The 25,470-nt window shown below is 70.4% G+C and carries 22 protein-coding genes and 1 pseudogene; 11 read left to right on the top strand and 12 right to left on the bottom strand.

Going from position 1 to position 25,470, the window contains the following annotated elements; genetic code table 11:
* Window positions 1–144: 144 nt before the first annotated feature.
* From WMF42_RS33880 to WMF42_RS33870, 3 genes are all read left to right on the top strand, one after another.
* A complete protein-coding gene (locus tag WMF42_RS33880; RefSeq protein WP_437687058.1) occupies window positions 145–1,017 on the top strand; it encodes a PIG-L deacetylase family protein in 873 nt (290 codons plus the stop codon).
* A gap of 160 nt (window positions 1,018–1,177) precedes the next feature.
* Complete coding sequence (locus tag WMF42_RS33875; RefSeq protein ID WP_434042735.1) at window positions 1,178–1,792, top strand: sugar O-acetyltransferase; 615 nt, start codon at window positions 1,178–1,180, stop codon at window positions 1,790–1,792.
* Between the two features lie 10 nt (window positions 1,793–1,802).
* On the top strand, window positions 1,803–2,378 hold the full coding sequence (locus WMF42_RS33870; RefSeq protein WP_437687056.1) for a TetR/AcrR family transcriptional regulator: 576 nt from the start codon (window positions 1,803–1,805) through the stop codon (window positions 2,376–2,378).
* A 105-nt stretch (window positions 2,379–2,483) separates the two neighbouring features.
* On the opposite strand, the gene WMF42_RS33865 is transcribed toward WMF42_RS33870, so the two are convergent.
* Together WMF42_RS33865 and WMF42_RS33860 are read right to left on the bottom strand one after the other, a co-directional pair.
* The gene (locus tag WMF42_RS33865) at window positions 2,484–3,605 is read right to left on the bottom strand and encodes a hypothetical protein (protein ID WP_437687055.1); all 1,122 of its coding nucleotides are present in this window, start codon (window positions 3,603–3,605) and stop codon (window positions 2,484–2,486) included.
* Between the two features lie 160 nt (window positions 3,606–3,765).
* Window positions 3,766–4,806: a hypothetical protein gene (locus tag WMF42_RS33860; RefSeq protein WP_437687053.1), complete on the bottom strand. Its 1,041-nt coding sequence runs from the start codon at window positions 4,804–4,806 to the stop codon at window positions 3,766–3,768.
* Window positions 4,807–4,953: 147 nt separating this feature from the next.
* Here WMF42_RS33860 and rox point away from each other — a divergent pair.
* From rox to WMF42_RS33830, 6 genes and pseudogenes are all read left to right on the top strand, one after another.
* Window positions 4,954–6,503, top strand: a pseudogene (gene rox, locus WMF42_RS33855) (rifampin monooxygenase).
* A 464-nt stretch (window positions 6,504–6,967) separates the two neighbouring features.
* Window positions 6,968–8,275 (top strand): ABC transporter substrate-binding protein, encoded by a 1,308-nt coding sequence (locus WMF42_RS33850; protein ID WP_437687051.1) that lies wholly within the window; start codon window positions 6,968–6,970, stop codon window positions 8,273–8,275.
* A gap of 74 nt (window positions 8,276–8,349) precedes the next feature.
* The gene (locus WMF42_RS33845) at window positions 8,350–9,489 is read left to right on the top strand and encodes a substrate-binding domain-containing protein (protein ID WP_437687049.1); all 1,140 of its coding nucleotides are present in this window, start codon (window positions 8,350–8,352) and stop codon (window positions 9,487–9,489) included.
* 807 nt (window positions 9,490–10,296) lie between these two features.
* Entirely contained in the window at window positions 10,297–10,632 is a 336-nt protein-coding gene (locus WMF42_RS33840) for an RNA recognition motif domain-containing protein (protein ID WP_061608329.1), read from the top strand.
* Between the two features lie 325 nt (window positions 10,633–10,957).
* Window positions 10,958–11,140, top strand: a complete 183-nt coding sequence (locus WMF42_RS33835) for a hypothetical protein (protein ID WP_061608330.1) — start codon at window positions 10,958–10,960, stop codon at window positions 11,138–11,140.
* Window positions 11,137–11,478, top strand: coding sequence for a hypothetical protein (locus WMF42_RS33830; protein WP_061608331.1), 342 nt, complete (start codon window positions 11,137–11,139; stop codon window positions 11,476–11,478). The genes WMF42_RS33835 and WMF42_RS33830 overlap by 4 nt, the downstream gene beginning before the upstream one ends.
* A 189-nt stretch (window positions 11,479–11,667) precedes the next feature.
* Here WMF42_RS33830 and WMF42_RS33825 read toward each other — a convergent pair whose 3' ends face one another.
* The 10 genes from WMF42_RS33825 to WMF42_RS33780 all read right to left on the bottom strand — a co-directional run bounded on the left by WMF42_RS33825 (window position 11,668) and on the right by WMF42_RS33780 (window position 23,251).
* Window positions 11,668–12,981, bottom strand: coding sequence for an inositol-3-phosphate synthase (locus WMF42_RS33825; RefSeq protein ID WP_061608332.1), 1,314 nt, complete (start codon window positions 12,979–12,981; stop codon window positions 11,668–11,670).
* 59 nt (window positions 12,982–13,040) lie between these two features.
* Window positions 13,041–14,048: a UDP-glucuronic acid decarboxylase family protein gene (locus tag WMF42_RS33820; RefSeq protein WP_061608333.1), complete on the bottom strand. Its 1,008-nt coding sequence runs from the start codon at window positions 14,046–14,048 to the stop codon at window positions 13,041–13,043.
* A 144-nt stretch (window positions 14,049–14,192) separates the two neighbouring features.
* Window positions 14,193–15,293, bottom strand: coding sequence for a CgeB family protein (locus tag WMF42_RS33815; RefSeq protein ID WP_061608334.1), 1,101 nt, complete (start codon window positions 15,291–15,293; stop codon window positions 14,193–14,195).
* Window positions 15,290–16,417: a CgeB family protein gene (locus WMF42_RS33810; RefSeq protein WP_061608335.1), complete on the bottom strand. Its 1,128-nt coding sequence runs from the start codon at window positions 16,415–16,417 to the stop codon at window positions 15,290–15,292. Before WMF42_RS33810 ends, WMF42_RS33815 begins: the two co-directional genes overlap by 4 nt.
* Window positions 16,414–17,550 (bottom strand): CgeB family protein, encoded by a 1,137-nt coding sequence (locus WMF42_RS33805; RefSeq protein ID WP_437687045.1) that lies wholly within the window; start codon window positions 17,548–17,550, stop codon window positions 16,414–16,416. The genes WMF42_RS33810 and WMF42_RS33805 overlap by 4 nt, the downstream gene beginning before the upstream one ends.
* Before the next feature lie 5 nt (window positions 17,551–17,555).
* Window positions 17,556–18,716, bottom strand: coding sequence for a glycosyltransferase family 4 protein (locus tag WMF42_RS33800; protein ID WP_437687043.1), 1,161 nt, complete (start codon window positions 18,714–18,716; stop codon window positions 17,556–17,558).
* Entirely contained in the window at window positions 18,709–20,010 is a 1,302-nt protein-coding gene (locus WMF42_RS33795) for a TIGR04295 family B12-binding domain-containing radical SAM protein (protein ID WP_437687041.1), read from the bottom strand. Before WMF42_RS33795 ends, WMF42_RS33800 begins: the two co-directional genes overlap by 8 nt.
* Window positions 20,007–21,137, bottom strand: a complete 1,131-nt coding sequence (locus WMF42_RS33790; RefSeq protein ID WP_437687040.1) for an SDR family NAD(P)-dependent oxidoreductase — start codon at window positions 21,135–21,137, stop codon at window positions 20,007–20,009. Before WMF42_RS33790 ends, WMF42_RS33795 begins: the two co-directional genes overlap by 4 nt.
* A complete protein-coding gene (locus WMF42_RS33785) occupies window positions 21,134–22,252 on the bottom strand; it encodes an SDR family NAD(P)-dependent oxidoreductase (protein WP_061608340.1) in 1,119 nt (372 codons plus the stop codon). The genes WMF42_RS33790 and WMF42_RS33785 overlap by 4 nt, the downstream gene beginning before the upstream one ends.
* 429 nt (window positions 22,253–22,681) lie before the next feature.
* Window positions 22,682–23,251, bottom strand: coding sequence for a DUF1003 domain-containing protein (locus tag WMF42_RS33780; protein WP_061608341.1), 570 nt, complete (start codon window positions 23,249–23,251; stop codon window positions 22,682–22,684).
* Between the two features lie 277 nt (window positions 23,252–23,528).
* On the opposite strand from WMF42_RS33780, the gene WMF42_RS33775 reads away from it, so the two are divergent.
* Window positions 23,529–23,885, top strand: a complete 357-nt coding sequence (locus WMF42_RS33775) for an antibiotic biosynthesis monooxygenase family protein (RefSeq protein WP_061608342.1) — start codon at window positions 23,529–23,531, stop codon at window positions 23,883–23,885.
* A 180-nt stretch (window positions 23,886–24,065) separates the two neighbouring features.
* Window positions 24,066–25,469: a selenium-binding protein SBP56-related protein gene (locus WMF42_RS33770; protein ID WP_061608343.1), complete on the top strand. Its 1,404-nt coding sequence runs from the start codon at window positions 24,066–24,068 to the stop codon at window positions 25,467–25,469.
* Window position 25,470 lies beyond the last annotated feature (1 nt).

Below are 25,470 nucleotides of genomic sequence, written 5' to 3'. Positions count from 1 at the left end.
ACCTGACGTTACGCAGTCCAGGTGAGTCATGTCCCACGTCGCGAGCACCCCGAAGCGAGAGAGGGCCGAGGAACACCGCTGCATCGCGGCGGCGCCGGACAGGCGATTCGATGCGCGCGGCAGGCTCACGGGAGCCGGGGAGGCATGGCCGTGAATTTCGCCGTGCTCCGCCGCCAGGGGCGCAACGCTCCGGAGCTCGCGTGGCCGCCGTTCATGTGGCTCTCGTCCGGGCGCGCGCCGCGCTGCCTCGTCGTGCTGGCGCACCCCGACGTCGAGACCATCGGGCTCGGCGCGCGGATCGGGCGGCTCGATCCGATCGAGGTGATCCACGTGACCGACGGGGCGCCCCGCGACAGCCGCTTCATGCCGGCGGAGCTCGCCGGCCTCGGGCGCGAGCGCTACACCGCGATCCGCCGCGAGGAGGTGACGCGCGCGCTCGCCATGGCCCACGTGCCCGCGTCCAGGCTGCGGTGCCTCGGCGCTGTCGCCCAGGAGGCCATCGAGGAGGCCCCGAGCCTCGCCCGCAAGCTCGTCGAGCTGTTCGCCCGGACGCGGCCCGAGGTGGTGATCACCCATCCCTACGAGGGCGGCCACCCCGATCACGACGCGGCGGCCCTCGCCGTCCACTCGGCCGCGGTGCTCGCCCGCTGGAACGGCGTCAGCGCGCCGCTGATCTTCGAGGCGGCCTCGTACAACGCCGCGCGGGGGCACCTCGTCACCGGCGAGTTCATCCCGTATCCCGGCGTCCCCGAGATAGCCCTCCGGCTCTCCGACGAGGAGGCCTCGCGCAAGCGCGCCATGCTGGACTGCTTCTCCAGCCAGAAGGAGACGCTCGCCCCGTTCGGCGCGGAGGTCGAGCGGTTCCGGCCGGCGCCCACGTACGATTTCCGGCGGCCGCCGCACGAGGGGACGCTCCATTACGAACACCTCGGCTTTCCTATCGACGGCGCGCGCTGGCGGAAGCTGGCGGTCAAGACGCTCACGCTGCTCGGCCTCGGGCGAGAGCGGTGTCTCTGAAGGTCCCGCTCGCCAGCCCGGCGCTGTAGCAACGGGTGAGCCTGCCCGGCGGCATGGCCGGCCGCTGGGCTCGTGATCGAGCGGGCGGCGCTGGGCGACGGCGCCTCTTTCCCGCCCGGCGATGTGGACGCTCGTTCCCATGATGCGTACACTCGTCCATATGACGAACCCTGACGATACCCGGTCCATGCGCGAGCGGATGCTCGCGGGGGACCCGTACATCGCCGATGACCCCGAGATCGCGGAGCGGAGCGCCGCTGCGCTGGACCTCATGGCGGCCTACAACGCGACCTCGGTACGGCAGCGCCCGCTGCGCCGTCGCCTGCTCGAGCAGCTGCTCGGGTCGGTCGGCGAGGGGACGGAGATCCGGCCGCCGTTCTACGTGGACTATGGCGCGCACATCACCATCGGGGCGCGCTGCTTCGCGAACTTCGGGCTTGTCGCGCTCGACGTCGCGCCGATCACCCTCGGCGACGACGTGCAGATCGGGCCGAACGTGCAGCTCCTCACGCCGACCCACCCGGTCGAGCCGGAGCCCCGGCGACAGAAGTGGGAGGCCGCGAAGCCGATCAAGATCGGCAACAACGTGTGGCTCGGCGGCGGCGCCATCGTGCTGCCGGGGGTGACGATCGGCGACAACACCGTCGTGGGGGCCGGCTCCGTCGTCACGCGCGATCTGCCGGCCAACGTGATCGCCGTCGGCAACCCCGCTCGCGTGATCCGCTCGATCGACGGCGCCGGGGCCGCGCCGGCGCCTGGCGACGCGCGAGGGTGACGGGGGCGCGATGAGCGCGAGGAGGGCGAGGGCCGCCGCGCCGGCGCGGCGGGCCCGCCGCCACGACCCAGGGCGCAGGGAGCGGCTTGTCGCGACGGCGCTCGACGTGATCGCCGAGCAGGGGGCCGCCGGCGCCTCGCACCGAGCCATCGCGCGGGCCGCCGACGTGCCGCTCGGCTCGACGACATACCACTTCGCCTCGATCGACGAGCTCCTCGCCGCGGCGTTCACGAGGCACGCGGAGACCGTGGCCGCCCGCTTCGAGGAGCGGATGCGCGCCGCGCGCGACCGGGAGGCCGCCGTCGATTGCCTTGTCGAGCACCTCGCCTGCGACCTGCTCGGCTCGTCGCGCGACCTCGTGCTCAGCGTCGAGCTCTATGTCGCTGCCGCCCGGAGCCCCGCGCTGCGGGCCGTCACCCAGGCCTGGATGCTGCGAAGCAGGCGAGCGCTGGAGCGCCACTTCGACCCGGTGACAGCGCGGGAGCTCGACGCGCTCGTCGAAGGCCTCGTGCTGCACAGCGCGCTCTCTACAGATCCGATGAGCGCCGAGCAGATCCGGCACGCCATCCGCCGCTTCACCCGCTGAGCGCCGGCCGAGCCGCCGTGGGGCTGTCGAGACCGGGCTCCACGTGGCCGCCGGCACGGACGGAGCGGGGTGGCGGCCCTTGTCGCGCCGCCCGATCCCCCTGCATCACTTGACGATGGCCGGATCCTCGATCGTGAAACACTCGACCGACGACGCCGCGTATTTCACCGCATTGTACCAGAACTGCGAGATCTGGAAGACCTGCGCCGCCGATCTCTCATAGCAGGGGCTGTTCGGGTCCGTGTACGTCCGGGGATCGATGCACGACGCCGTCCCGAGCCACTGGCCAGAATAGGTCACCCACTCGTCGCCATACGCGACGACGCGGCCCTTGCCGACCTCCTCGTGCACCGCGAAGTTGTTCGTGCCGTCGGTGCAATCGACTGTCGCGTTCGTCGACTTGATCGAGCGCGCGACGTACGCGCCCACGCTCTGGATGTCCTTGCCGATCGGCGTGTCCTGGTTCCAGGTGCCCACGCTCCCGGGGAGGGGGCCGCCGAGCGGCACCGGGCCGCCCCAGCAGTTGCAATCCGGGCAGCCGATCCGCGCAGGATCCAGCAGGCCGTCGGTGTTGAACTGGATGTCGGTGAACGAGAGGAGCTGGTTGGTCGCCGTGACGTCGTGGATGGTGCATCCCTGTCCATTGCACTGATAACCGCTCAGCGCGATGAGACCACCGCCGTTGTTGACCCAGTCCTTGAGCGCGCTCACCTCGTCCGCGGTGAACTGCCAGGGCGCCCCGTCGTCGTTCTGTGCGCCCTTCGTCACCATCCACTGGAGGAGTATCACGTCGTACCTGGCGAGGAACTCCGGCGTGAGCGTGGGCTTCTCCGTGTTGTAGTTGTCGACCTGGGCCGTGCTCTGCGTGTTCAACCAGCTCTGGAGCGCCGTGGTGCTGTCGCTGCTGCACGGACCCCAGACACCTTCGTGGCCGATCGACGCGATGTTGATGCAGGTGCAATTGCCCTCGTCATCGCACGTCGTCTGGTGACCGGCGTCAGGCGGCGGCGTGCTGCCCGGACCCGAGCTCGTCAGCCCGATCTCGCCGCCGAAATCGCCGCTGCTGCTGCTGCTGCTGCTGCCCGCGCCGCTGGCGCTCTGGCCGCCCCCGCCGCTCCCCGTGGCGTTGCCCTTGTCGCCGTCGCCGCCCCCCGAACAGGCGATGACGGGCAGCCAGAGGGCTGCGAGCACAGCGGAGAAGCGAGCCGCGAGCTGGAGCGCTGTCATGACCCATAGAGTATCACTCCCCGCGGCGGACTGGCGGTCCAAAATCGCGCGGGAGCTCTCCGCCGGCGGGCGCTGCAGGCTCCTCGATCTCCAGCCGCGCGAGCCTCCCGCGCTACAGCTCCGGCGTGAGCGCTGCCCCATCCCCGACCGGCTGGAGCCTTCATTCATCGCAGCGCCCGACGAGGAACCAGCGCACGCCGAGCGCCCCGGGCTGGAGCGCGACGCAGACCTCGCCGCCCACCTCCACCGCTTCGTACAAATCGCTGTCGACCGTGACCTCACCTTCCTGCGCCGGTCCCCAGGGCTCTCCGACCATGACGAGGACGGTGAGGGCGAGGGTGACGAGCGCAGTCCAGACGAGCGACGGCTCCCAGTCGATCACGTGGAGATCGAAGATCGCGCGGACCGTCAGGAACAGCCCGGGACCGAACAGCGGCACCATGAGCGAGGGCCGGATCTCGTTCCGAGCGTCCGAGATCGCGTAGAGCCCGCGCCCTGCGAGGAGCAGCGCCACCGTGGCGAGCGGGATCGCGGCGAGCGTCGCGACCGCGGCCTCGTAGGGCCGGGGGTAGAGCAGGGCCCAGGCCATGGTCCCCGCGCTGAGGACGGTCGCGGCGCGCGCGACCCGACGCGCCCTCGCGAGCGCCCGGCGGCGCTCTTCCTCGGTCTGCCCGAGCTCCGTCCGCCGGAGCAGCTTGGCCTTGGCGCGCCTCCGATCGAGCGCGTCGAGGTCGGGGATGGCCGCGAGCCAGTCGTCGAGGGCAGCGTCGCGCTCGCAGTGGAGGTCGGTCTTCACCGGCTTCCGCCCGGCCTCGCGGAGCTCGAAGACGAGCCGCTGAAAGCCGTGCTGCCTGGGGATGATCCGGAGCCCCCGGACCTCGTCCCGGCGCAGCCGGCGCCGGCCAACCCCCAGATCCACGAGCTCGATCGCGTCCTCGAACAGGACGGCGCGCTTGCTCCTGATCCAGGCGATGCAATAGGCGCCGCCCAGCGCGAAGCCGAGCCCCGTGACCGCGAGGACGACGCTCAGGACATCGGCCGCCGGTTCCGGTCTCCAGGACAGCGCGACGCCGACGAGCGCGAGCCCCATCGCCAGCAGCACCGCCCCGGCCCCCTGGCCGAGGAGCCGTTGCCGGCGGTTCGGCCGCACCACGCGCGGCCAGGTACAGAGCTCGCTGCGGTCCTCGGCTGCTCCAGCCATCGCTCGCCTCACCTCCACCGGCGTCGACCCTAGCACGGTGGCCGCGCCGATCTCCGGCCGCGCACATTCGCATCCCGGCGCCGTTCCCGGGGGGTTGGGCGCGGGCGAGAGAGCCGTGATATCCTGTCCGCCCGAAAGGCAATACCTATGCACTCTTGGCAATTCATCGGCGAGCCGTCGTCGAACGGTACGGTCGGGCGCGACTTCACCGTGGTCGACGTCCTCGAGCTCTTGTCGCCGGCCTCCGGCGCCGGTCGCGGGCCCTCATGTTCGATGTGATCATCGCGGGGTGCGGGCCGACGGGGGCGATGCTGGCCGCCGAGCTGCGGCTTCACGATGTGCGGGTACTCGTTCTGGAGAAGGAACCCGTGCCCGTTTCGTCGTTCGTCCGCATCGTCAGTCTGCACATCCGCAGCATCGAGCTGATGGCGATGCGCGGACTGCTGGATCGCATTCTCGAGCGCGGAAGACGGCGTCCTGTCGGCGGTATCTTCGCCGCCATCGCCAAGCCCACGCCCGAGGGCCTGGATTCCGCGCACGCCTATCAGCTGGGCATCCCGCAGCCGGTCGTGAATCATCTGCTCGAAGAACATGCGATCGAGCTGGGGGCGCAGGTCCGGCGCGGTTGTTCGGTCGTCGGTCTCGAGCAGGACGACGAGGGCGTGACCGTCGAGCTGCCCGGCGGGGAACATCTGCGTTCGCGCTATCTCGTCGGCTGTGACGGCGCGCGCAGCACGGTGCGCAAACGGCTCGGCGTCGGCTTCCCTGGCGAGCCCTCACGGAACGACACGCTCATGGGCGAGATGGAAGTGGGTGTACCGCAGGAGGAGATCGCCGCCAGGGTGGCCGAGATCAGCGCGACCAACAAGCGATTCTTGATGATCAAGCCCTTCGGCGAAGGGGTCTATAGCGTCGTGGTCCCCGCCGCGGGGGTCAGCGACCGCGCGGAGCCGCCCACCCTCGAGGATTTCAAACAACAGTTGCGCACCATCGCCGGAACCGATTTCGGCGTGCACTCCCCGCGCTGGTTGTCCCGCTTCGGGGACGCCACCCGGCTGGCCGAGCGTTACCGGGTGGGGCGGGTGCTGCTGGCCGGCGATGCGGCGCACATCCATCCACCCGCCGGCGGTCAGGGCCTCAACCTGGGGGTTCAGGACGCGTTCAACCTCGGCTGGAAGCTGGCCGCGCAGATCCGCGGCTGGGCGCCGGAGACACTTCTGGACACCTACCATGCCGAACGTCATCCGGTCGCCGAGGACGTGCTGGACAACACCCGCGCCCAGGTGGCGCTGACGTCCGCCGAACCGGGCTCACAGGCCGTGCGCAGGCTGCTCACCGAGCTGATGGACTTCGACGAGGTGAACCGCCATCTCATCGAGAAGATCACCGCGATCGGCATCCGCTACGACTTCGGCGAGGGCCCCGACCTGCTCGGCCGCCGCCTGCGCGACATCGAGGTGAAACAGGGCAACCTCTACAGTCTGCTGCATCGCGGCCGCGGTCTGCTGCTGGACCGCACCGGACGCCTGACCGTCGGCGGCTGGTCGGACCGGGTCGATCACCTCGCGGATCCCACCGCGGTGCTCGATGTTCCCTGCGTCCTGCTACGCCCCGACGGCCACGTCGCCTGGATCGGCGACGATCAGCAGGACCTGGACGACCACCTCTCCCGCTGGTTCGGCGAGCCCGCCGGCTGATCTCGCCTGAGCGACCGACAATGAACGCGAGCACGCCTGTCTCGGGTCAATAGGCAAATCAAGCCGGATCGCAGCGCGAGGAGCCACGCGTGCGTTTCGGAGCGGCGTCATCCGGCGGACCGCATCCGTAGTTGATGCTCACCTCGCCTGCCCGACGCGGCGCTCCTCTCCCTCGTCGCGCTCGGGCCCTCCGTGCTCGTGCATGCGCTCACCTCTCGGCCTGACAGCCGCGATCCACGGACACACATCGCGATGTATGAGAACCGCTGCTATCCGGCGTGCTCTGTGTTACATCGGTGGATGAGTCTCGGCTCCACGACGCGTCGATTGCGCTGATGTGCCCTTGACACAACGAAGCTCGATGTGATGGCGTACTCCGCGGGGGAAGAATGCACCTTCGGATGGTCGCCGCGCCGCATCGTCTGCGTCGAACGGGCGTGTGCTCCGCGCCTCGACGGCGGCGCATGCGCTGGCCGGGGACCGGGCTGGTCGTGGGGCTCGCGTCCCTTCTCTCCGCCTCCTGCGCGCCGGAAGAGCCCCATCCTCCCGAGAACGCGATCTTCCTCGGGGCGCTCCTGCCCTTCTCCGGCAGGGAGTCCGCCATCGGCCGTAACCTCGAGCAAGCGATGTTGCTCGCGGTCCAGGATCTGAACGCCGCGGGGGGGCTCGACGGGAGGCCGTTCCACCTCCGGAGCCGAGATAGCCACTCCAGCGCGGAGCGCGGGTTCGACGAGCTGCTCAAGCTGCTCTACACAGATCAGGTCCGCTACCTGATCGGGCCGGAAGAGAACGGGCTCGCCCGCGATATAGCGCGGGACGTGAAGGCGCTCGACGTGTTCCACATGCTGCCGGGCTATGCCGCGCCCACCGTCGCGCGCAGCGAGACGATGGGCGGCTGGATGCGGCTCGCCCCCTCCTCGTTCGACGTCGGTTGCACGCTGGCGCGCATCGCCTTCGACGAGGGCATCGGTACCGTGAACAGCCTGGCCGCGCTCGACGACTACAACACCACCGTCAGCAGCGAGTTCACGACCCGCTTCGCGGCGCTCGGGGGGAGGATCCTCCCCTCGGTGACGTTCACGCCAGGCCAGCAGACGTATGCGAGCAAGATCGAGTCCGCCTTCGACGCGAAGGCCGGCCGGACGCTCCTGGCCTCGTATCCCACCACCGGCTCGACCATCGTGACGGAATGGGCCGTCTCCGGGCGCCCGGGCACCTGGTTCCTCGGCCCCGCGCTGCGCACCGAGGTGCTCCTCGCCAACATCCCGACAGGCTCCCTCGACGGATACGTCGGGGTCTCGCCGTCGCTCAGCCTGCCGAGCGAGTGCCGCATGATGGCCGAGGGCCAGCAGGTGGTCGACTGCACGACCGGGAACGCCGCCGCCTTCATCGGGCATTTCTCCACCTTCTGGGGCGGCGAGGCGCCGCTGCCCGCGGCCCACTTCTATTACGACGGGGTCGTCCTCGTCGCGATGGGCCTCGCGTTCGCCCAGGCGAAGAGCGGGGCGATCCCGACCTCCGGTCACGATCTGCACGAGATCATCCGCGATCTCAACGACCCGGCCAACGAGGTCGCCTCGTGGCGCGACCTCCCCGCGGCGATGGCCAAGCTTCGCGCGGGCACCCCTCTCCGCTACGTCGGCGCGGCCGCCGAGTACCAGTTCGATGACTACGGGGCGAACAGGCACTACTTCATGCAGCAGTGGACCGTCGAAGGCGACAGCTTTGTCGATCTCGACCCGGTCCCCGTCAGCTGCGTCGGCGGGAGATGAGCCCGCCGCGAGACAGCGCTTCACGCAGGGATGCTGCGTACGACACGACGAATCACAGAGCATAAGGGGGTATCATGAACAGAATCGGACGACGCTGGGTGGCGGCCTTCGGTCTCGCGCTGATGGCGGCGGCATGCGAATCGGGCGGCACCGCCGGCCCGAGCGAGCAAGCCTTGCCCATCCAGCGCGCGCCGACGCCCGAGAGCGAGTTCACCGCAAAGGAGATCGAGACGACGCTCGACACGCTCGTCGCCGAGTTCAACGAGGGCGCCGTCGAGCCCATGCAGATGGCGATCCTGCTGAAGGAGCTCGGCGGGTTCTTCACGCCGATCACCACGGGGGCGAACCGAGCCATGGGCGAGCTCGGGGTCACGGGGAACGTGGTCGGGCCCAGTGGACAGGGGAGCGATCAGCAGCAGAGGGCGGAGGCCCAGGGGGAGCAGATTGTACAGGCGGTCGCGGACGGCGCCGAAGGGATCGGCGTCTCGCCCTTCGGCGAGGCCATCGCGGCCGGCATCGAGGAGGCCGTCGCCGACGGGGTTCCCGTGGTGACGCTCGACACCGACGCGAAGGACTCGAAGCGCGCCATCTATGTCGGAACCATCAGCGAGGCGGCCGGCGTCACGGCAGGAGAGACCCTGCTCGCGTTGCTGCCCCCGGCGCCGGGCACGGTGGTGATCCACGGCGCGGACGACCCGTCCTGGGTCGACGGGATGAATCGAATGCAGGGGGCTCGGGGCGTCCTCGAGAAAGCCGATTACAAGGTCGTGGTGCGCGCGATCACCTGGTCCCCGCCGGGGGAGGCCGCTGACGTCGAGGCGATGAAGGCCCTGATCGAGACGGCGGACCCGCCCGTCGTGGGGTTGCTCGGCCTGCACAACGTCTCGTACCGGTGCGCGATGGCCGCGGAGGCCGCGGAGGCCGCGGGCGCGAAGAGGCTCCCCGTCGTCGCCTTCGACTTCGAGCCGAAGACCGTCGAGTACCTGCGCCGGGGGCGCATCGACGCGACGCACGCCCAGCGGCAGTACTATGCAGGGTACCTCGTGCCCTACATCCTCTACGGCATCAAGACCATCGGCCTCGACGCGACCAAGGCGCTCTTCGCCCCTCGGATGTTCGACGAGAGCCGGCTCAACGTCGGCCTCGACGTGGTCCCGTCGGACAAGGTCGAAGAGTACAACGCCTTCCTCGACTCGATCGGCGTGGTTCAGTAGCGGCGCCTCGCGAGCGACCGGCTACGCCTCGACTGCGCTGAGCACGAGCTCGCGGCCGAGACGGCGCGAAGCGATCTCCGGGAGCAGCCCCGGGATCCCTCGTCCGCAGATCACCTCAGCTCGTAGACGTCGACCGTGTCCACCATCACGTGGGGCACGAGGACGCGTCCACGCTTCGTGTCGTAACCGATATCCGTGGGCGTCTTCTGCTCGGTGATGGGGCGCCGCGCGGTCGCGCGGGTGGGCTCGACAGCGGACGGCCACGCGCGACGGGGCGCCGGGGAGGAGGAGGAGCTGCAACAGACGGATGGGTTCGCCGACGTCGCGCGGAGAGCCCGCCAGCTTGTTCACGGACAGCCGCCTCGCACGGGCTCCGGCCGCGCTGCCGGCCGCGTCGCAGTGGGATCATCGGCGGGTCGCGATGGGGGTGTCCGCACAGCAGCAGGCTCATCCATCGCCGATGACCCGGCGCTGCGCGGGTCTTCCGCGTCGAGGGTCGAGGGTCGCCGCGAGCCGCAGCGGGCGGAGGGAGGGGGAAAACGAAAAACCGACGCGATGCCGCTTGCATGTCGCGTCGTAGCGGAGTAGGTTGCTCCCTTCCTCACGACGTCACTGGCTCTCGACACGATGCTTTCTCTCTCCCTTTCACAAGGGAGATTATCGCTCGCGCGGATGACTGGACGACGCACCGTGTGCTTGCGCAGGTTTCGCTGCGCGGCACGTCACCGTTCGACCGATAACGGCTTCATCGAATGGCAGGCGAAGAGCGCTCAGGAGCGCATCTGTAAGCCGTGAAAGCAATGTGTCATGGGTAATCGTCTTTACGTCGGCAATCTTTCGTACAGCACCACGCGCGAGTCCCTCGAGTCCGCGTTCGCCGGCAGCGGTGAGGTCCGGGAGGTCGCGATGCCGACCGACCGCGAGACCGGCCAGCCGCGCGGGTTCGCGTTCGTCACGATGGGCTCGGCCCAGGCGGCGAACAGCGCGATCTCGCAGCTCAACGGCATGATGCTCGATGGGCGCGCGCTCAAGGTGAACGAGGCGCAGGAGCGCCCGGCCGGCGGCGGTGGTGGCGGCGGCGGCGGTCGCGGCTTCGGCGGTGGCGGCGGGCGCGGCGGCGGCGGCGGCCGCGATCGTTACTGATCGCTCCGTTCGTTCAGTCGACATAGGGCGGCGGACCCCCGAAGGTCCGCCGCTTTTTTTTCGCTCATCGATAGAGCTCGCTGGGGAGCCAGTCGCCGGGTTCAGGCAGATTGCCGGGGGCGTGGCAGGGGGGCGACCTCGCACGCGCGCAGGTCCGGAATCGGTGGGTCTTCCGGTGTGGAGCCACGCTTGTTGTCGGGCCCCTCGGTGGCCGTGATCGGATACGCTTCGTGCACCGGACCGGTCCGGGTGGAGCTCCCGATGACCGCGGAGCGCTCGCGTCAACCAACACGCCCGTTCGCGGGCGTCCTGAGATGGAGTCATCATGCAACGACAGACCGCGTTGAAGCGACAGAAAGAGCGCGCTCGTATCGAGAAGCAGCGCGAGAAGACGGCGAGCCGCATCGAGCGCCGCAATGACAAGGGGGCGAGCGGCTCCCAGGTGCCGGGGGAAGACCCGGACATCGCGGGCATCGTCCCGGGGCCTCAGCCTCAGGTCGTCGATTGAGGCCCGCGATCGAGGGGGGCCTGCCGGCCGAGGGGGACGTCGCCTCGGAGGTCTCGGCGGCGCGGCGGGCGATCATCGAGCAAAGCGCCGATTCGCTCGGACGTACGTGGGCTGACGGGTGTCGGCGGGAGCTGCTGCAGGAGGGGCGTCGCGCGTCCGGGGGCTGGCCGGGGACCCTGCGCGAGGCACGGGCGCGCGTGGAATGCGCCCTCCACGTCGAGATGCGTGGCCGCAAGCTGCCCGCGATCACCGAGGTCGAACGCGAGCTCGCCGTCCGGACGACGTACGCGAGCGCCCGCAACGCGTGGCGCAAGTGCGTCGACGCCACGACGCGCTGACCCGCTGTTAGCGCGCCCTCCCAGAAGTGGAGTTCGCCCCGGGTTCGATCCCTGTTCTTGATGGGGATCTCCGGTCCAACCGGCCTCATGCGTTGGCGCCCTGCAGGTACGCGCCGACGCCGGTGCTCCCGCCAGGGCGCACCGCCGCCGTCCTGCCCGCGCCGCCGCTTCGCCCAACCCTGGGCACGCTCAGTCGTAGTACTCGTTCCCCAGGTGCGTGATCAGCTCTTCTCCCATCATCCAGCGCAGCGTGTTCTTCAGCTTCATCGACTGGATGAACAGGTCGTGCTCCGGGTAGAGCTCCGGCGCGGTCATCGGGCTCTTGAAGTAGAAGCTCAGCCACTCCTGCGTCCCGCTGAAGCCCGCCCGCGCCGCCAGGTCCAGGAACAGCGCCAGATCGAGCACGATCGGCGCCGCGAGGATCGAGTCCCGGCAGAGGAAGTTCACCTTCATCTGCATCGGATAGCCGAGCCACCCGAACAGATCGATGTTGTCCCACCCCTCCTTCGCGTCCCCGCGCGGCGGATAATGCTCGATCCGCACCTTGTGGTAGAGCTTCGAATACAGCTCCTTGTAGAGCCCCGGCTGGAGGATCTGATCGAGCACGCTGAGCTTCGACGCCTCCTTCGTCTTGAACGAGTCCGGATCGTCGAGCACAACGCCGTCGCGGTTGCCGAGGATGTTCGTCGAGAACCACCCCGAGATGCCGAGCATCCGCGCCTTGAGCGCCGGCGCGATCACCGTCTTCATCAAGGTCTGCCCCGTCTTGAAGTCCTTGCCCGCGATCGGCACCCCGTGATGGCGCGAGAGCTCCGACGCCGCCGGGAAATCGACGGTCAGGTTCGGCGCCCCGTTCGCGAACGGGACCCCCTCCTTGATGCACGCCCAGGCGTAGATCTGCGAGTTCGAGATCCCGGGGTGGTTCGACAGCAGCCCCGCCTCGAACGCGGCCACCGACGTATGCACGTCCGACGGCGCGATGAAGATCTCCGTCGATCCGCACCACACAGCCACCGCCCTGTCCGCCCCGCGCGACCGCACGAAGCCGCGGATGTCGTCCCGCACCTGCTCCACCATGTCGGCCTTGCTGCGGCCCGTCTTCACGTGCGGGCCGTGGAGCCGGCGCACGTAGTCCGGGTAGAACACCGCCTTCATCGGCGTCACCGCCGCGAGCTCCTCGCGGACCGCATCGAGGTGCGCCGCCTCGAGCACCTTCGCCTCGACCGCCGCCTCATGCGCGTTGTCAGGGAAGATGTCCCATCCGCCGAACTCCAGATCATCGAGCGACGCCAGCGGGACGAAGTCCTTGATCCTCGGGGAGCGGTTCTCCGTGCGCTTGCCCAGCCGGATCGTCCCGAGCTGGGATAGCGCCCCCACCGGCGCGGCCACCCCGCGCCGCGCGAGCATCACGCCCGCGATCGTCGTCGTCGACACGGCCCCGAGCCCCGGGAGGAGCACGGCCAGCTTCCCCTGCGGCTTCACCAGCTTCTGCGGCTGCTTCATCCGATCCTCTCCTCGCTCGATCCAGTTCAGCCGCTCCCGGCCTGTTGTTCGTCGCCGGCTCAGCCGTTCGCGGCCTGCGGCAGCGGCGCGTCGCTCTCCGACGCCAGCCCGGGCGCGTGGCGGGTCAGCCCGAGCACGCCCCGGAACCCCTCGATCGTCCGGCGCAATCCCACCCGGAGCGGCACCTTCGGCTCGAACCCGAGCGCCCGCTTCGCGTGATCGATGACCGGCTGCCGCTGCCGCGGATCGTCCTGCGGCAGCGGGCGGAACGCGACGCGGCTCCGGCTCCCGGTCAGGTGAATCACCTCCTCGGCGAGCTCCAGCACCGTGAACTCCTCGGGGTTCCCGAGGTTCACCGGGCCCGTCTCCGTGGGGTGCTCCATCAGCCGCACGATCCCCTCGACGAGATCGTCCACGTAACAGAAGCTCCGCGTCTGCGAGCCGGCGCCGTACACCGTCAGATCCTCGCCCCGCAGCGCCTGGACGATGAAGTTCGACACGACGCGCCCGTCGTCGAGCGCCATCCGCGGACCGTAGGTGTTGAAGATCCGCGCCATCCGGACCTCGACGCCGCGGCGACGGTGGAAGTCCATCACCAGCGACTCGGCGCAGCGCTTCCCCTCGTCGTAACACGAGCGGATCCCGATCGGGTTCACCGAGCCGCGGTAGCTCTCCGGCTGCGGGTGGACCTCGGGATCGCCGTACACCTCGCTTGTCGACGCCTGGAAGACCCGCGCCCCGCAGCCCTCGGCGAGCTTCAGCGCGTTGTGCACGCCCACCACGTTGACCATCGTCGTCCGGACCGGATCGCGCTGGTAATGGGGCGGGCTCGCCGGCGAGGCGAGGTTGTAGATGCGGTCGACCTTGACGTCGTACGGCTGGGTGACGTCGTGCTCCATCAGCCGGAAGCGGCGGTGGTTGAGGAGGTGGGCGACGTTGGCCTTGGAGCCGGTCGAGAGATCGTCGAGCGCGACGACCTCGTGGCCGTCGCGGATCAGCCGATCACACAGGTGGGAGCCGACGAAGCCGGCGCCTCCGGTCACCAGGATGCGCAGCGCAGCGCTCATGTCTCTCTGACCTCCTCTCCAGAAGACGACGACCGCCCGCCAGCCCCCGGAGGGGCGAGCGCGATGAGATCCATCCTCGTCACGGTCGCTTCGTCATCCTTCATTGGCAGCACGCTGTTCCAAGCCCGACACCGCACGTCGATGTCACTGTCTCCGGTCCCCTGGGAGCTCCTGCTCGTCGAGCAGCTCCCGGGCAGCTCTCTCGAGCGCCTCGGCGCGGTGCGCCGCTGTGTGCCGGGCGAGCACGCGCTCGCGCGCCCGCTGCCCGATCGCGATCCGCTCCCGCTCCGGGAACTCGCGCAGCATGCGCAGCGCCTCCTCCGAGGAGCGGGCGACAAGGATCTCCTTGCCAGGCTCGAAGAGCTCGTCGAGACCCGGCCAGTCGTCGCTGATCACCGGCACGCCGCACGCCGCCGCCTCGAACAGGCGCACGCTCGGCGAGTACCCCGCCTCGATCATGTCCTGCCGCGTGACGTTGAGCGTGAAGCGCTGCGCGCCGTAGAAGGCGCGGTGCTCGCCCGGCGGGATGTGATCCGTCCTGTCGACGTTGGCCGGCCACGCGATGTCCGCCGGGTACTGCGGCCCGGCGACGGCGAAGCGGCCCTGCTCCCAGCGGCGCGCCGGCTCGACAAGCAGCCGGTCCAGCGTGGGCTGGCGATCGGCGCTGTAGGTGCCGAGGTAGCCGAGATCCCACCGGGGCGAGGCGCGCTCCGGGAAGTACTCGTCCGGATCCACCGAGCAGTAGAGCGGGCGCGCCCGCTTCGCCCCGTAGCGGCGCTCGAGCAGGTCGAGCGTCGGGCCGCCGGTGAACGAGAGGTAGAGGTCGTACCGCGGGATGAGCGCCGCCGACAGGTACTCGGTGTCGCCCCGCTCGAGCTTCTTCAGCGTCACCGGCGTGTCGATGTCGTAGAACGCCGTCTTCCCGCGCGCCGTCTCCGTCACCCACGCGCCGACAGCGACCCCGTCGGGCACGTACGACCCGACAACCACCATGTCCGCGTCGCGCACCGCCTCGCCGAAGCGCGCGCGGAGGTCGTCGAGGCTCTGGTAGAGCGCGGTCTGGCCGTAGGGCGGGCGCGGGAGATCGCGGTTCTCCGCGTAGAACCAGAGGTCCCGCTCGAGGAACAGCACGCGGTGGCCGCGCTGCGCCAGCCGCTTGATCAGCCCGCGGTAGGTCGTCGCGTGGCCGTTGCCCCACGACGAGGTGATCGAGAGGCCCAGGAAAACGAAGGAGATTGTCTTCACGGCGCTGTCGCGGTGAGGGGTAGGTCGTCTGGGCGGGCGAGCAGCGCTTCGACCTGCTTCGCCCGCTCCGCATAGGTGTGCGCGGCGAGCACGCGCTGCTTCGCCGCCTTGCCGATCGCGCGCGCCCGCTCGGGCGTGAGCGCCCGGAGGATCTCCGCTACCTCGTCGCCGTTCCTGGCGACCAGCACCTCGCGCTCGGGCTCCAGGAAGAGCTCGATCCCCTCCCACGCGTCGGTGATGAGGCACGCGGCCGCGCCCGCGGCCTCGAAGACCCGGGTCGCCGGCGAGAAGCCGACCGACGCCATGCTGTCGCGCGCCACGTTCAGCACCGCGCGCGCGCTCGCGTTGAAGGCGTTGTGATCCGCCGTGTAGACGTGCCCGACGTACCGGACGTTCGGCGGCATCGCCTTGTCCTGCCAGCCGCTGCCGCCGAGCAGGAACCTGAGCCCGGGGAGCGCGGCCGCCGGCCGGAGGAAGAACTCCTCGACGCGCCCCTCGCGGTCCGGCAGGCGGTTGGCGAGGAGCGCGAAATCGCAGTCGAACCGCGGATCCGGCGCGACCTCGAAGTGCGTCTCGGGGTCGAGGGCGTTGTAGATCGGCACGCAGCGCCGCGCGCCGAGCGCCTCGTAGCCGCGCACAACGGGGTCGCCTCCGCCGTAGGTGAAGACAAGGCTGTAGCGCGGGATCTGCTGCCGGAACGCGTCGGACGGGTCGGTCCGGACCCGCTCGAGCGTGGCCGGCGCGTCGACGTCCCAGAAGAGGGTCGTGAGCCCCGGCCGCTCGAGCGAGGCGACCTCGGCCTCGAGGAGCTCGTCGAACACGCCGACGCCGCTCGCCTTGACGACGACGTCCGCGCTCCGCGCCTGCTCGACGAGCCGCCGGGGCTCCGCCGGGTCGGTGCCCGAGTAGACGACAACGCGGGCCCACGGCGGGTCCTCGATGTCGCGGTGCTTCTGCCGGTCGTAGGCGTCCGGCTCGTAGAAGGTGACCCGGTGGCCGCGCGCGGCGAGGGCGCGGATGATGCCGCGGTAGTAGGTCGCGGCTCCGTTCCAGTAGGCGGAGACGAGGCTCGATCCGAAGAAGGCGATGGTGAGCGATCGGCTCGAGGTCGGGCGTCGGTTCATGCGGTGGCTCGCTGGGTGGTGGCGGCGGGCGCGGGGCGGTCGACCTCGATGCCGAGGTCGGCCGAGATGCTCAGCAGCTCGTCGACGCGGTGGGCGCACGTGTGGCGCGCGAGGACTGTCTTGCGCCCCCGCTCCGCCAGCTCGGCGGCCATCGCGGGCTCGGCGAGGAGCGCCCGCAGGTGCTTCTTCATCTCGTCGCCGTCGCGGGCGACGAGGTAGTCGAGCCCGGGCGAGAACAGCCCCTCCGCGTCGCTCCACGGCGAGCAGACGAGCGGGATCGCGCACGCCAGGGCCTCGAACGGCCGGATGGTCGGGATGCCCGGGAGCGACTCGACGTAGGGCCGCCGCGGCACGTGGACGGTCACCCGCGCCCGCGCGAACGCGTCGGGCGCGCGGTGGTTGGGGAGCCAGCCGCGGTGCTCGATCCCGGCGGCCTCGAGGGCGGCGCGGGCGTGCTCGGGGTAGCGCACCCCGTGCACGCGGGCGGAGAGGCGGAGGTCGCGCGCCGGGCCGATCAGGAACTCGTCGAGCTCGCGCGCGCGCTCCTCGTCGCCCCAGTTGCCTACCCACACGAGGTCGCGCTCGGGCTTCACGTCGCGGCGCGGCCGGAACACCCGCGCGTCCGCGGCCTCGTGCCAGATGAAGGCGCGGCGGGCCCAGCACCGCTCGAGGTAGATGTCGCGGATCACCCGGCCGAAGGCGAGGACGCCGTCGTAGTGGGTGAGGTCGTAGCGGGTCATGGCCCCGGGATCCGTGACCGACCGGTGGTGCGTGTCGTGGAAGAGCAGCCTGTACGACGCGCCCGTCCGGTGCGCGCCGACGCGGGCGACGAGCTCGGGCTCGCTCCACTCGTGGACGATGACCAGCGAGGCGCCCTCGAGCGCCTGGTCCATGTCGAGCGAGGCGAGGTCGTACCGGATCGGGTCGACGTGCGGATAGACGTCCCGCACCTCGCGCAGCGGCGCCTCGCCGTTGTCGGCGACGAGGTTCTGGAGGCTCCAGGCGTCGCGCGGCTCGAAGACGCGGACCTCGTGCCCGCGCTCGGCGAGCTCGGTGACAACGCCGCGGAGGAAGTGCGCGTTGCCGTGGTTCCAGTCGGACAGCAGCGAATGGCAGAAAAGGACGATGCGCATGGGGCTCACTCGCCTCCCACGGCGGCAGCGGCGGCCTCGCGCGCCGGCGAGCGCCTCGCGGCGAAGGCGCGCCGGCGGAGGTCGCCGTAGAGGTGCAGGTAGCCGCGGACCATCCGCCGCGGCGAGAAGTCGAGGGCGCGGGCGCTGGCGCGGGACGCCATCTCCCGGCGGGCGCCGGGATCGTCGATCAGCGCCTGGAGCGCGCGCCGGAGCGCCTCCGCGTCGCCGGGGTCGACGTAGAGGGCCGCGTCCCGCCAGACCTCGCGCAGGCTGGGGATGTCGCCCAGGACGAGCGCGCAGCCGGAGAGCGCCGCCTCGAGCACCGACAGGCCGAACGGCTCGTAGCGGGCCGGGTGCGCGTAGATCGACGCGCGGGCGAGCGCGCCGGCCACGCCGGCGGGGGAGAGCACGCCGAGGTGCTCGAGCGACGGGATCGGCCGCGCGCCCCCGCCGGGGTGGACGTCGCTGCCGGCCACCCGGATCGGCCAGGGAAGGCGAGGGGCCACCTCGCCGAGCGCCGCGACGTTCTTGGCCTGGTCCCAGAGCCGCCCGACGGCGAGGATGAACTCCTCCTTCGGCTGCGGGGCGAACCGATCGGGGTCGGCCGCGTTGGGGATCACCGCCGCGCGCGGCTGCGGGGAGAGCGCGCCGTGGTGGCGCAGCAGGGCGTCGAGCATCGCCCGGGTCGGCGCCACCACCGCGGACGCGGCGGCGAGCCCCCGGGCCACCTCGCGCCGGTAGCGATCGTACTGCGGCGGCGCCTCCCCGCCGAGGACGGCGGACCACCAGGAGAGCACGCAGGAGTGCGCCACAACGAGCTTCGGCGCGCGGAAGCCGAGCGCGCCGTGCGCGTAGCCGTTCAGGTGGACCACGTCCGGGCGGACGCGCTCCTCGAGCTCGAGGAGCCAGTCGCCGGCGCGCGCGACGTCGTCCCAGGGGTCGTCCATCCACTCGAGCCGGTACGAGCTCTCGAAGAGGGCGAGCCCTGGCACGCTGCCCGCGGCCTCGCGCTGGGGCGCCGAGAGCGGCCCGCCCATCGTGGCGAGCGACGTCCGCACCCCGCGCGCCGCGAGCGCGCGCGCGAGCTCGATCGCGTAGGAGAAGACGCCTCCCACCGTGTCGGCGGTCATCAGGATGGAGCCGAGCTCGTGCAAGGCGTCACCCATGACCCGGCGCGGCGACCTCGAGCTCGGAGAGCGGCAGGGGGCGGCTCTCCTGGATGTCGCTGAAGTGATCGAACTGACCGAGGTAATGCTCGACAGAGCGCTCCCACGCCTGATCGTCGGGGCGACCCCAGCGCATCGTGTAATCGGGCGAGCCCGGGTACGGGAACATCGGCACCGGCTCGTTCGCCCAGACGCCGTGCTGCCGGAGCCGCTCCCGGAAGGCGGTGACGTCCGCCGGGTCGTCGGTCTGCGACTGGATCAGGTTCGCCTGGACGAAGGGGACGCTCTTCTTCGCGTGGATCAGGAGATCGCTGAGCTGCTCGGTCGAGAGCTTGCAGTGCTTGGCCAGCAGGCTCCTGCCCTCCTTCGTGATGCTCTCGACCCCCGCCTCGATCGAGACGCACCCCGCTGTGCCGAGCAGGTCGAGCATCTCGCGGCTCCAGTTGTCGATGCGCATCTGGATGCCGAACGACACCGGACGATCCACGAGCGCCTCGAGCAGCGGGCGGTCGGGGAGGAAGATCTCGTCGATGAAATAGACGTAGCGGACGCCCTGCGCGATGAGCCCGTCGAGCTCGTCGAGGAGCACCGGGAGCGGGCGCTTGCGGTAGCGATCGCGGAAGTTGTCCTTCGCGCAGAAGGTGCAGTTGTAGGGGCACCCTCGCGACGCCTCGACCTCGGCGCCCGGGCCGACCGGCGCGGTGTCGAAGCGGTGGTGGTGGTGGGCGTGGCGCGCCACCGTGGCGTCGTCCCAGCGCAGGGCCGGGAGCCGGGCCATGTCGGCGCCGTGCGGGCCGCCCTGCACGCGCGCCTCGTCGCCGTCGACGTACGCGATCGACGCGATCTCACCCCAGCGCGAGCGCGGGAGATCGGCGAGCTTCACCAGGACCTCCTCGCACTCGCCCATCACGACAGCGTCGACCGCGAGCTTGCGGAGCGTGGCGCGGGGGGTGGTGGAGGCGTGGGGGCCCACCGCGAACCGGAGGCCCGGCAGGCCGCGGAGGGCGTGGAGCGTCTGCTGGGGGACCCGGAGCTCGGGCGGCGCGCAGCGCCAGAAGAGGTAGCTCGGCGCGGTGGTCACCACGACGGCGTCGGGGCGGAGCGCGGCCACCTCGTCGCGCACGGCGTCCTGGGAGAGGTCCCGGGCCTGGGCGTCGACGATCGTCGCCTCGTGCCCCGCGGCCTCGAGCAGCGCCCTGGCGTAGCCGTACTCGAGCGGCAGGTGCGGCTCGCGGCACCCGAAATAGATGCTCCCCTCGAAGCTCCAGGGCGGGTTGACGAGCGCGAGCCTCACCCGACGCCCTCCATGCGCAGCTCCTCGGCCGCCTGGCCGGCGGCGGCCTTGCCGGCGCCGGTCGTCTCCATCAGCTCGCGCAGCCAGCCGTACAGCTTGCGGACGCCCTCGCGGACGCGGACGCGCGGCCACCACCCCGTGGCCGCGCAGAACCGGCGGCAATCGGAGACGTAGTAGCGCTGATCGCCGGGCCGCCACGCCTCGAAGCCGGTGGCGGGGCGCTTGCCGTCGAGCTCCTCGATGAGGTCGAGCAGCTCGAGCAGGCTGATGGTGTTCTCCGGGCCCCCGCCGATGTTGAACGCCGTCGCGGAGAGCTGCTGGATGTGCTTGCGGGCGAGGAGGAAGGCGTCGACGAGGTCGTCGACGAACAGCACGTCCCGGACCTGCATCCCGTCGCCGTAGAGCGTGATCGGCTCGCGCCGGAGCGCCTGGAGGAGGAAGTGGGCCACCCAGCCCTGGTCCTCGGTCCCGAACTGGCGCGGGCCGTAGATGCAGCTCATCCGGAACACCGCCGCCGGCAGCCCGAAGGTGCGGGCATAGTCGATGACGTACTGGTCCGCCGTGCCCTTGGAGCAGCCGTACGGGCTGTGGAAGTCGAGCGGGCGGGCCTCGGAGATGCCGGAGACGCGGAGCTTCGGATCCTCGGGCTCGTAGTGCCTGTCCCGGCACTGGAGCGGGACGTCGGGGAGGCCGCCGTACACCTTGTTGGTCGAGGTGAAGAGCAGCGGCGGCGGGGAGCTCTGGGCGCGGATCGCCTCGAGGACGTTGAGCGTGCCGCGGGCGTTGATCTCGAAGTCCTCCACCGGCCGGACGAGGCTCGTCGTCACCGCGACCTGGGCGGCGAAGTGGAAGACGCTCGAGGCGCGCCGGACCGCATCGGCCACCGCGCCGGCGTCCCGCACGTCGCCGGTGATCAGCGTGACGCGGTCGCCGTGGACGCGCTTCAGCCAGTCCACGTTGCGCGCCACCGAGGGCCGCGAGAGGTTGTCGAAGAGGATCACCGACTCGCCCGCCTGGAGCAGGCGGTGGGCCACGTTGGCCCCGACGAAGCCGGCGCCGCCGGTGATCAGCGCCGGGCGCACCGGCGCGCCGGCCCCGCTGGTGGCATCGGGCTGCGCGGCGCTCATACGGTCAGCCCCCGGGACTCCAGCTCGGCGCGGGCCTGGGCGACAGCGTCCTTCGCCACCTGCCCCTCGAGCCAGCCAGCGAGATCGCGGAGCCCTTCCTCGAGCGAGACCTTGGGCTCGTAGCCGATCTTGCGCTGCGCCGCGCCGATGTCGGCGAAGCAGTGCCGGATGTCCCCGAGCCGCGATTTCCCGGTGATCTCGGGGTCGATCCGGTCCTTGCCCATCACCTTCCGGACGTGCTCGGCGACGTCGCGCACGGTGAACGACTTCCCGCTGCCGATGTTGAGCACCTGGCCCACGGCCGAGTCGGCCGTCATGACCCGGGCGCAGGCGCGGGAGATGTCGGCGACGCTCACGAAGTCGCGCCGCTGCAGCCCGTCCTCGAAGATGAGCGGGGGACGGTCGTTGAGGAGCCGCGAGGCGAAGATGGCGAGGACGCCTGTATAGGGGTTCGAGAGGGCCTGGCGGCGGCCATAGACGTTGAAGAAGCGGAGGGCGACGGTCGGGATTTTGTAGGCGCGCCCGATCGTCAGGCAGAGCCGCTCCTGGTCGTACTTGGAGAGCGCATAGACCGACTCGAGCGCCGGCGTCTTGGACTCGGGGGTCGGGATGGGCACGAGCACCTCGCCCGCCTCGCTCCGGACCTCCCAGTCGCCGCGCTTGAGCTGCTCGAGCGGGCGGCTCGCTCCGGCGACCACCGTCCCGGAGGCGGTCCGGTAGAGCCCCTCGCCGTACACGCTCATGCTGGAGGCGACGATCAGCCGCGATACCGGCTTCTCGGCGAGCGCCTCGAGCAGCACGGCGGTGCCGAGGTTGTTGACCGAGGTGTACTCCTCGATCTGGTACATGCTCTGTCCGACCCCGACCATGGCCGCGAAGTGGACCACGACGTCCACGCCGCGGAGCGCCTTCTTCACTGCCTCCCGGTCGCGGACATCGCCCACGAGCAGCTCGACTTCCGGGTCGAGGTACGCCGGGCGCTGGCGCTCGGGGCCGTGCACCTGGGGTAGGAGGCTGTCGAGCGCCCGGACGCGGTGCCCCTGGCGCAGGAGCTCGTCGGCGACATGCGAGCCGATGAACCCCGCTCCACCGGTGATGAGGACGTGACTGGCCATATTCCTCTTGGTCGATGATTCAATGGGTGACACTTCGCCACGGGCCTGAGCGGACCAGGCGAGGCCTGGCGATCGAGGCAGGACGCCCGTGCTGCCACCCTGCAGCCTGAACAATCCACGGCGCGGCGTGTCCGGGTCTGTTCGCTACGGACATCGTACAATCGATGCCCCGGACGCCATCCGAGTAACATGTAATCCCCGAGCCCGCAAGACCGCTCTGTGAGAGTTTTGACACGTTCCCGTCCAGTACGAGCTCCTCAGTTCAAGTGAGGAGTACTCTGCTTCCGTCAAAGCTATCCGGGATTTGACCGACAGAACCCCGGGCAGGCATGTACCGCGCGAAATACGGCGTGGGACGCGGAGGCGACGAGTCGACAGGGGGCGGTGGCATCAGGGAGTACTAACATTCAGTCTAGGGAGAGTCCGTAGTCACTGCTCCACTCCCTCCTGCTTCGCGCGTTCGATCTCGTCCAGCACCACCTCGGGGTAGACATCCTTCTTGAGCTCCTCGAGGTGCAGGTCGCTCCCTCGGGGCACCTGGAGGTGCCTGGAGATGCCGTCGACGAGCTCGATGAGCCGGGTGACCTCGTGCTCTGCCAGGAGGTTAATCTGGAGGTCGAGCTCGGCGCGTTTGTCGGCGAGCGCCTGCATGCGGTTCTGGCTGATGAGCACGAAGGTGGAGAGGAAGATGGCCTCCACCGAGGCGATCATCGCCAGCATCACGAACGGGAATGGATCGAACGGCTTGATGAAGGGTACGACCCCGGTGTTCACCACGAGCCAGCCCCCGAACAGGGCGGCGTGGAGGAAGACAAAGGTCATGCTCCCCGTGAAGCCGGTGATCCTGTCGGCGAGCGCTTCCTGGAAGCTCTTGTTGCGGTCGAGATTCCTCTGGACCTCCCGGAGCGCCTCGACGTTCCGTCGCAGGACACCTTCGACCTCGGAGCGATCGAGCCCGTCCCTTCCGTTCTCCACGCGCGTGGGTCTGCGATCAACCATCCTGGAGCCGTTCATGGAGGACCTCCGGGGATAAAGGAGCCGAAGGGCGGGCGTGTCAATCCGATTTGGCCTGATTCGGCGGGCGCCTCACCGGTCCTCGCCGGCCGGGCGTGCTGGATCGCATTGCGGTGAGTGGCTAAATTTTCCACAAAAATTGTCGCGGATCTGGGGTTGGGCGTTGTGTTGTCCCCCCGGAGGGGCGGGAGCGCTGCTAAGCTCGCCGCTGCCCGGCTGCGCGGGTCTCCGGCACCACCCGGGAGCCAGCAAGGAGAGGAGCATGATCGTCGTCACCAACCGCATTCCTGTCGCCGAGGGCCACGAGGCCGATTTCGAGGACCGCTTCAAGAACCGGGTTCACCTGGTCGACCGCGCGCCCGGCTTCATCCGGAACGAGGTGCACCGGCCGAAGCCGATGAAGCTCGACCACGCGACCGGCGCGTGGAGCCCGGACCCGGACGCCCAGGGGTTCTACGAGGTGAAGACCTGGTGGCGATCGATGGACGACTTCATCGCCTGGACGAGGAGCCCCGCGTTCGCGGAGGCGCACCGGAACCGCGCGCCGAAGGAGATGTTCGCGGGCCCGAGCAAGCTCGATATCCACGAGGTCTTCCTCAGCACCGATCTCCAGGAGTAGGGCGGAGCGCGGCCGCCCGGGCGCGCGGCCGGCCGCGCGCCTGTCGGGCCAGCCGCCCGAGCCGCGCCAGCCCGCGGCGCAGGCACGTCGCCGGGGGGGGCGACGCGCTGTGGAGCCGGGCGTGGACCCCGTGCGCGGCCTCTGTTATAACGGATGCCCGTTCACGAAGGAGGCCAGCGCATGCGGTTTCGTCCGGATCCCACCTTTTATCCGTCTCCGCGGCTGGCGATGGAGGCGCCGCCCGAGCGGCTGGCCTACGTGACAGCGCTCGACGCGGGCGCCGCGCTGAAGCGCCAGGGCGAGCTTCGCCACGACGCGCTCACGGTTGTCGATCTCGATCCGAGGTCGCCGTCGTATGGCACGCTCGTCTCGGTCAACGAGCTGCCGACGTACGGCGACGAGCTCCACCACTCGGGCTGGAACGCGTGCAGCGCCGCGCTGTGCCCCTACGCGCCGCACCCCCACGTGGAGCGCCGCTATCTCCTGCTCCCGGCGCTCCGCTCGTCGAACATCTTCGTCTTCGACGTCAAGCCGGACCCGCGCCGCCCCGAGCTCGTGCACACGGTCCGCGCCGAGGAGATCGCGAAGAAGGCCGGCTATTCGCGCCCGCACACGCTGCATTGCGGCCCTGACGGCATCTACGTGAGCGCGCTCGGCAGCCCCGACGGCGACGGGCCCGGGGGCATCTTCGTGCTCGACTGCGAGAGCTTCGATGTCCTCGGCCGCTGGGAGCTCGACAGGGGGCCGCAGTTCCTCCACTACGACTTCTGGTGGCACCTCGGCCACGACACCCTCCTCACGAGCGAGTGGGGGACGCCGCGGATGATCGAGGACGGCGTGAATCCGGAGCTCCTCCTGGGCAAGAAGTACGGCCACAGGGTCCATGTCTGGGATCTCCGGAAGCGCAAGCACCTCCAGGCGCTGGATCTCGGCGACGAGCACCAGATGGCGCTGGAGCTCCGCCCTGCGCACGATCCGACGAAGGCCTACGGCTTCGTCGGCGTGGTCGTGAGCGTCAAGGACCTCTCCGCTTCGGTCTGGCTCTGGCATCGCGACGGCGACAGGTGGGCGATCCGCAAGGTGATCGAGGTGCCGGCCGAGCCCGCGGACCCGGGCTCCCTGCCGCCGCTGCTCCAGGGCTTCAAGGCGGTCCCGCCGCTCATCACCGACATCAACCTCTCCCTCGACGACCGGTTTCTCTATTTGTCCTGCTGGGGCACGGGCGAGCTCCGGCAGTACGATGTGTCGGACCCGTTCCACCCGAAGCTGACCGGCTCGGTGCACCTCGGGGGCGTCGTCCGCAGGGCGGCGCACCGCCGCTCCGGGCCGCTGCGGGGCGGGCCGCAGATGGTCGAGGTGAGCCGCGACGGGCGCCGGGTCTATTTCACGAACTCGCTGTATGCCTCCTGGGACGAGCAGTTCTATCCGGAGGGCGTCGGCGGCTGGATGGCGAAGGTCGATGTGGCGCCCGGCGGGGGCATGGCGCTCGACCCCGAGTTCTTCGTGGATTTCGGCCCATTGCGGCCTCACCAGGTGCGGCTCGAGGGGGGCGACGCGTCGTCCGACTCGTTCTGCTACCCGTAGG

It is taken from the genome of Sorangium sp. So ce176 (assembly GCF_051519835.1).
Lineage (GTDB): Bacteria > Myxococcota_A > Polyangia > Polyangiales > Polyangiaceae > Sorangium > Sorangium cellulosum_G.
The sequence above is the reverse complement of the archived record's forward strand: the minus strand, read 5'-3'. Positions and strand labels throughout refer to the sequence as shown.

Bases quoted from the DNA above. Each gene is read 5' to 3' on its own strand.
- WMF42_RS33820 (WP_061608333.1), bottom strand. From the start codon at position 14,048: ATGAGCGCTGCGCTGCGCATCCTGGTGACCGGAGGCGCCGGCTTCGTC.
- WMF42_RS33805 (WP_437687045.1), bottom strand. From the start codon at position 17,550: ATGCGCATCGTCCTTTTCTGCCATTCGCTGCTGTCCGACTGGAACCAC.
- WMF42_RS33770 (WP_061608343.1), top strand. From the start codon at position 24,066: ATGCGGTTTCGTCCGGATCCCACCTTTTATCCGTCTCCGCGGCTGGCG.
- WMF42_RS33850 (WP_437687051.1), top strand. From the start codon at position 6,968: ATGCGCTGGCCGGGGACCGGGCTGGTCGTGGGGCTCGCGTCCCTTCTC.
- WMF42_RS33870 (WP_437687056.1), top strand. From the start codon at position 1,803: ATGAGCGCGAGGAGGGCGAGGGCCGCCGCGCCGGCGCGGCGGGCCCGC.
- WMF42_RS33860 (WP_437687053.1), bottom strand. From the start codon at position 4,806: ATGGCTGGAGCAGCCGAGGACCGCAGCGAGCTCTGTACCTGGCCGCGC.
- WMF42_RS33810 (WP_061608335.1), bottom strand. From the start codon at position 16,417: ATGAACCGACGCCCGACCTCGAGCCGATCGCTCACCATCGCCTTCTTC.
- WMF42_RS33780 (WP_061608341.1), bottom strand. From the start codon at position 23,251: ATGGTTGATCGCAGACCCACGCGCGTGGAGAACGGAAGGGACGGGCTC.
- WMF42_RS33840 (WP_061608329.1), top strand. From the start codon at position 10,297: ATGGGTAATCGTCTTTACGTCGGCAATCTTTCGTACAGCACCACGCGC.
- WMF42_RS33880 (WP_437687058.1), top strand. From the start codon at position 145: ATGGCCGTGAATTTCGCCGTGCTCCGCCGCCAGGGGCGCAACGCTCCG.
- WMF42_RS33865 (WP_437687055.1), bottom strand. From the start codon at position 3,605: ATGACAGCGCTCCAGCTCGCGGCTCGCTTCTCCGCTGTGCTCGCAGCC.
- WMF42_RS33775 (WP_061608342.1), top strand. From the start codon at position 23,529: ATGATCGTCGTCACCAACCGCATTCCTGTCGCCGAGGGCCACGAGGCC.
- WMF42_RS33825 (WP_061608332.1), bottom strand. From the start codon at position 12,981: ATGAAGCAGCCGCAGAAGCTGGTGAAGCCGCAGGGGAAGCTGGCCGTG.
- WMF42_RS33875 (WP_434042735.1), top strand. From the start codon at position 1,178: ATGACGAACCCTGACGATACCCGGTCCATGCGCGAGCGGATGCTCGCG.
- WMF42_RS33835 (WP_061608330.1), top strand. From the start codon at position 10,958: ATGCAACGACAGACCGCGTTGAAGCGACAGAAAGAGCGCGCTCGTATC.
- WMF42_RS33845 (WP_437687049.1), top strand. From the start codon at position 8,350: ATGAACAGAATCGGACGACGCTGGGTGGCGGCCTTCGGTCTCGCGCTG.
- WMF42_RS33785 (WP_061608340.1), bottom strand. From the start codon at position 22,252: ATGGCCAGTCACGTCCTCATCACCGGTGGAGCGGGGTTCATCGGCTCG.
- WMF42_RS33800 (WP_437687043.1), bottom strand. From the start codon at position 18,716: ATGGGTGACGCCTTGCACGAGCTCGGCTCCATCCTGATGACCGCCGAC.
- WMF42_RS33790 (WP_437687040.1), bottom strand. From the start codon at position 21,137: ATGAGCGCCGCGCAGCCCGATGCCACCAGCGGGGCCGGCGCGCCGGTG.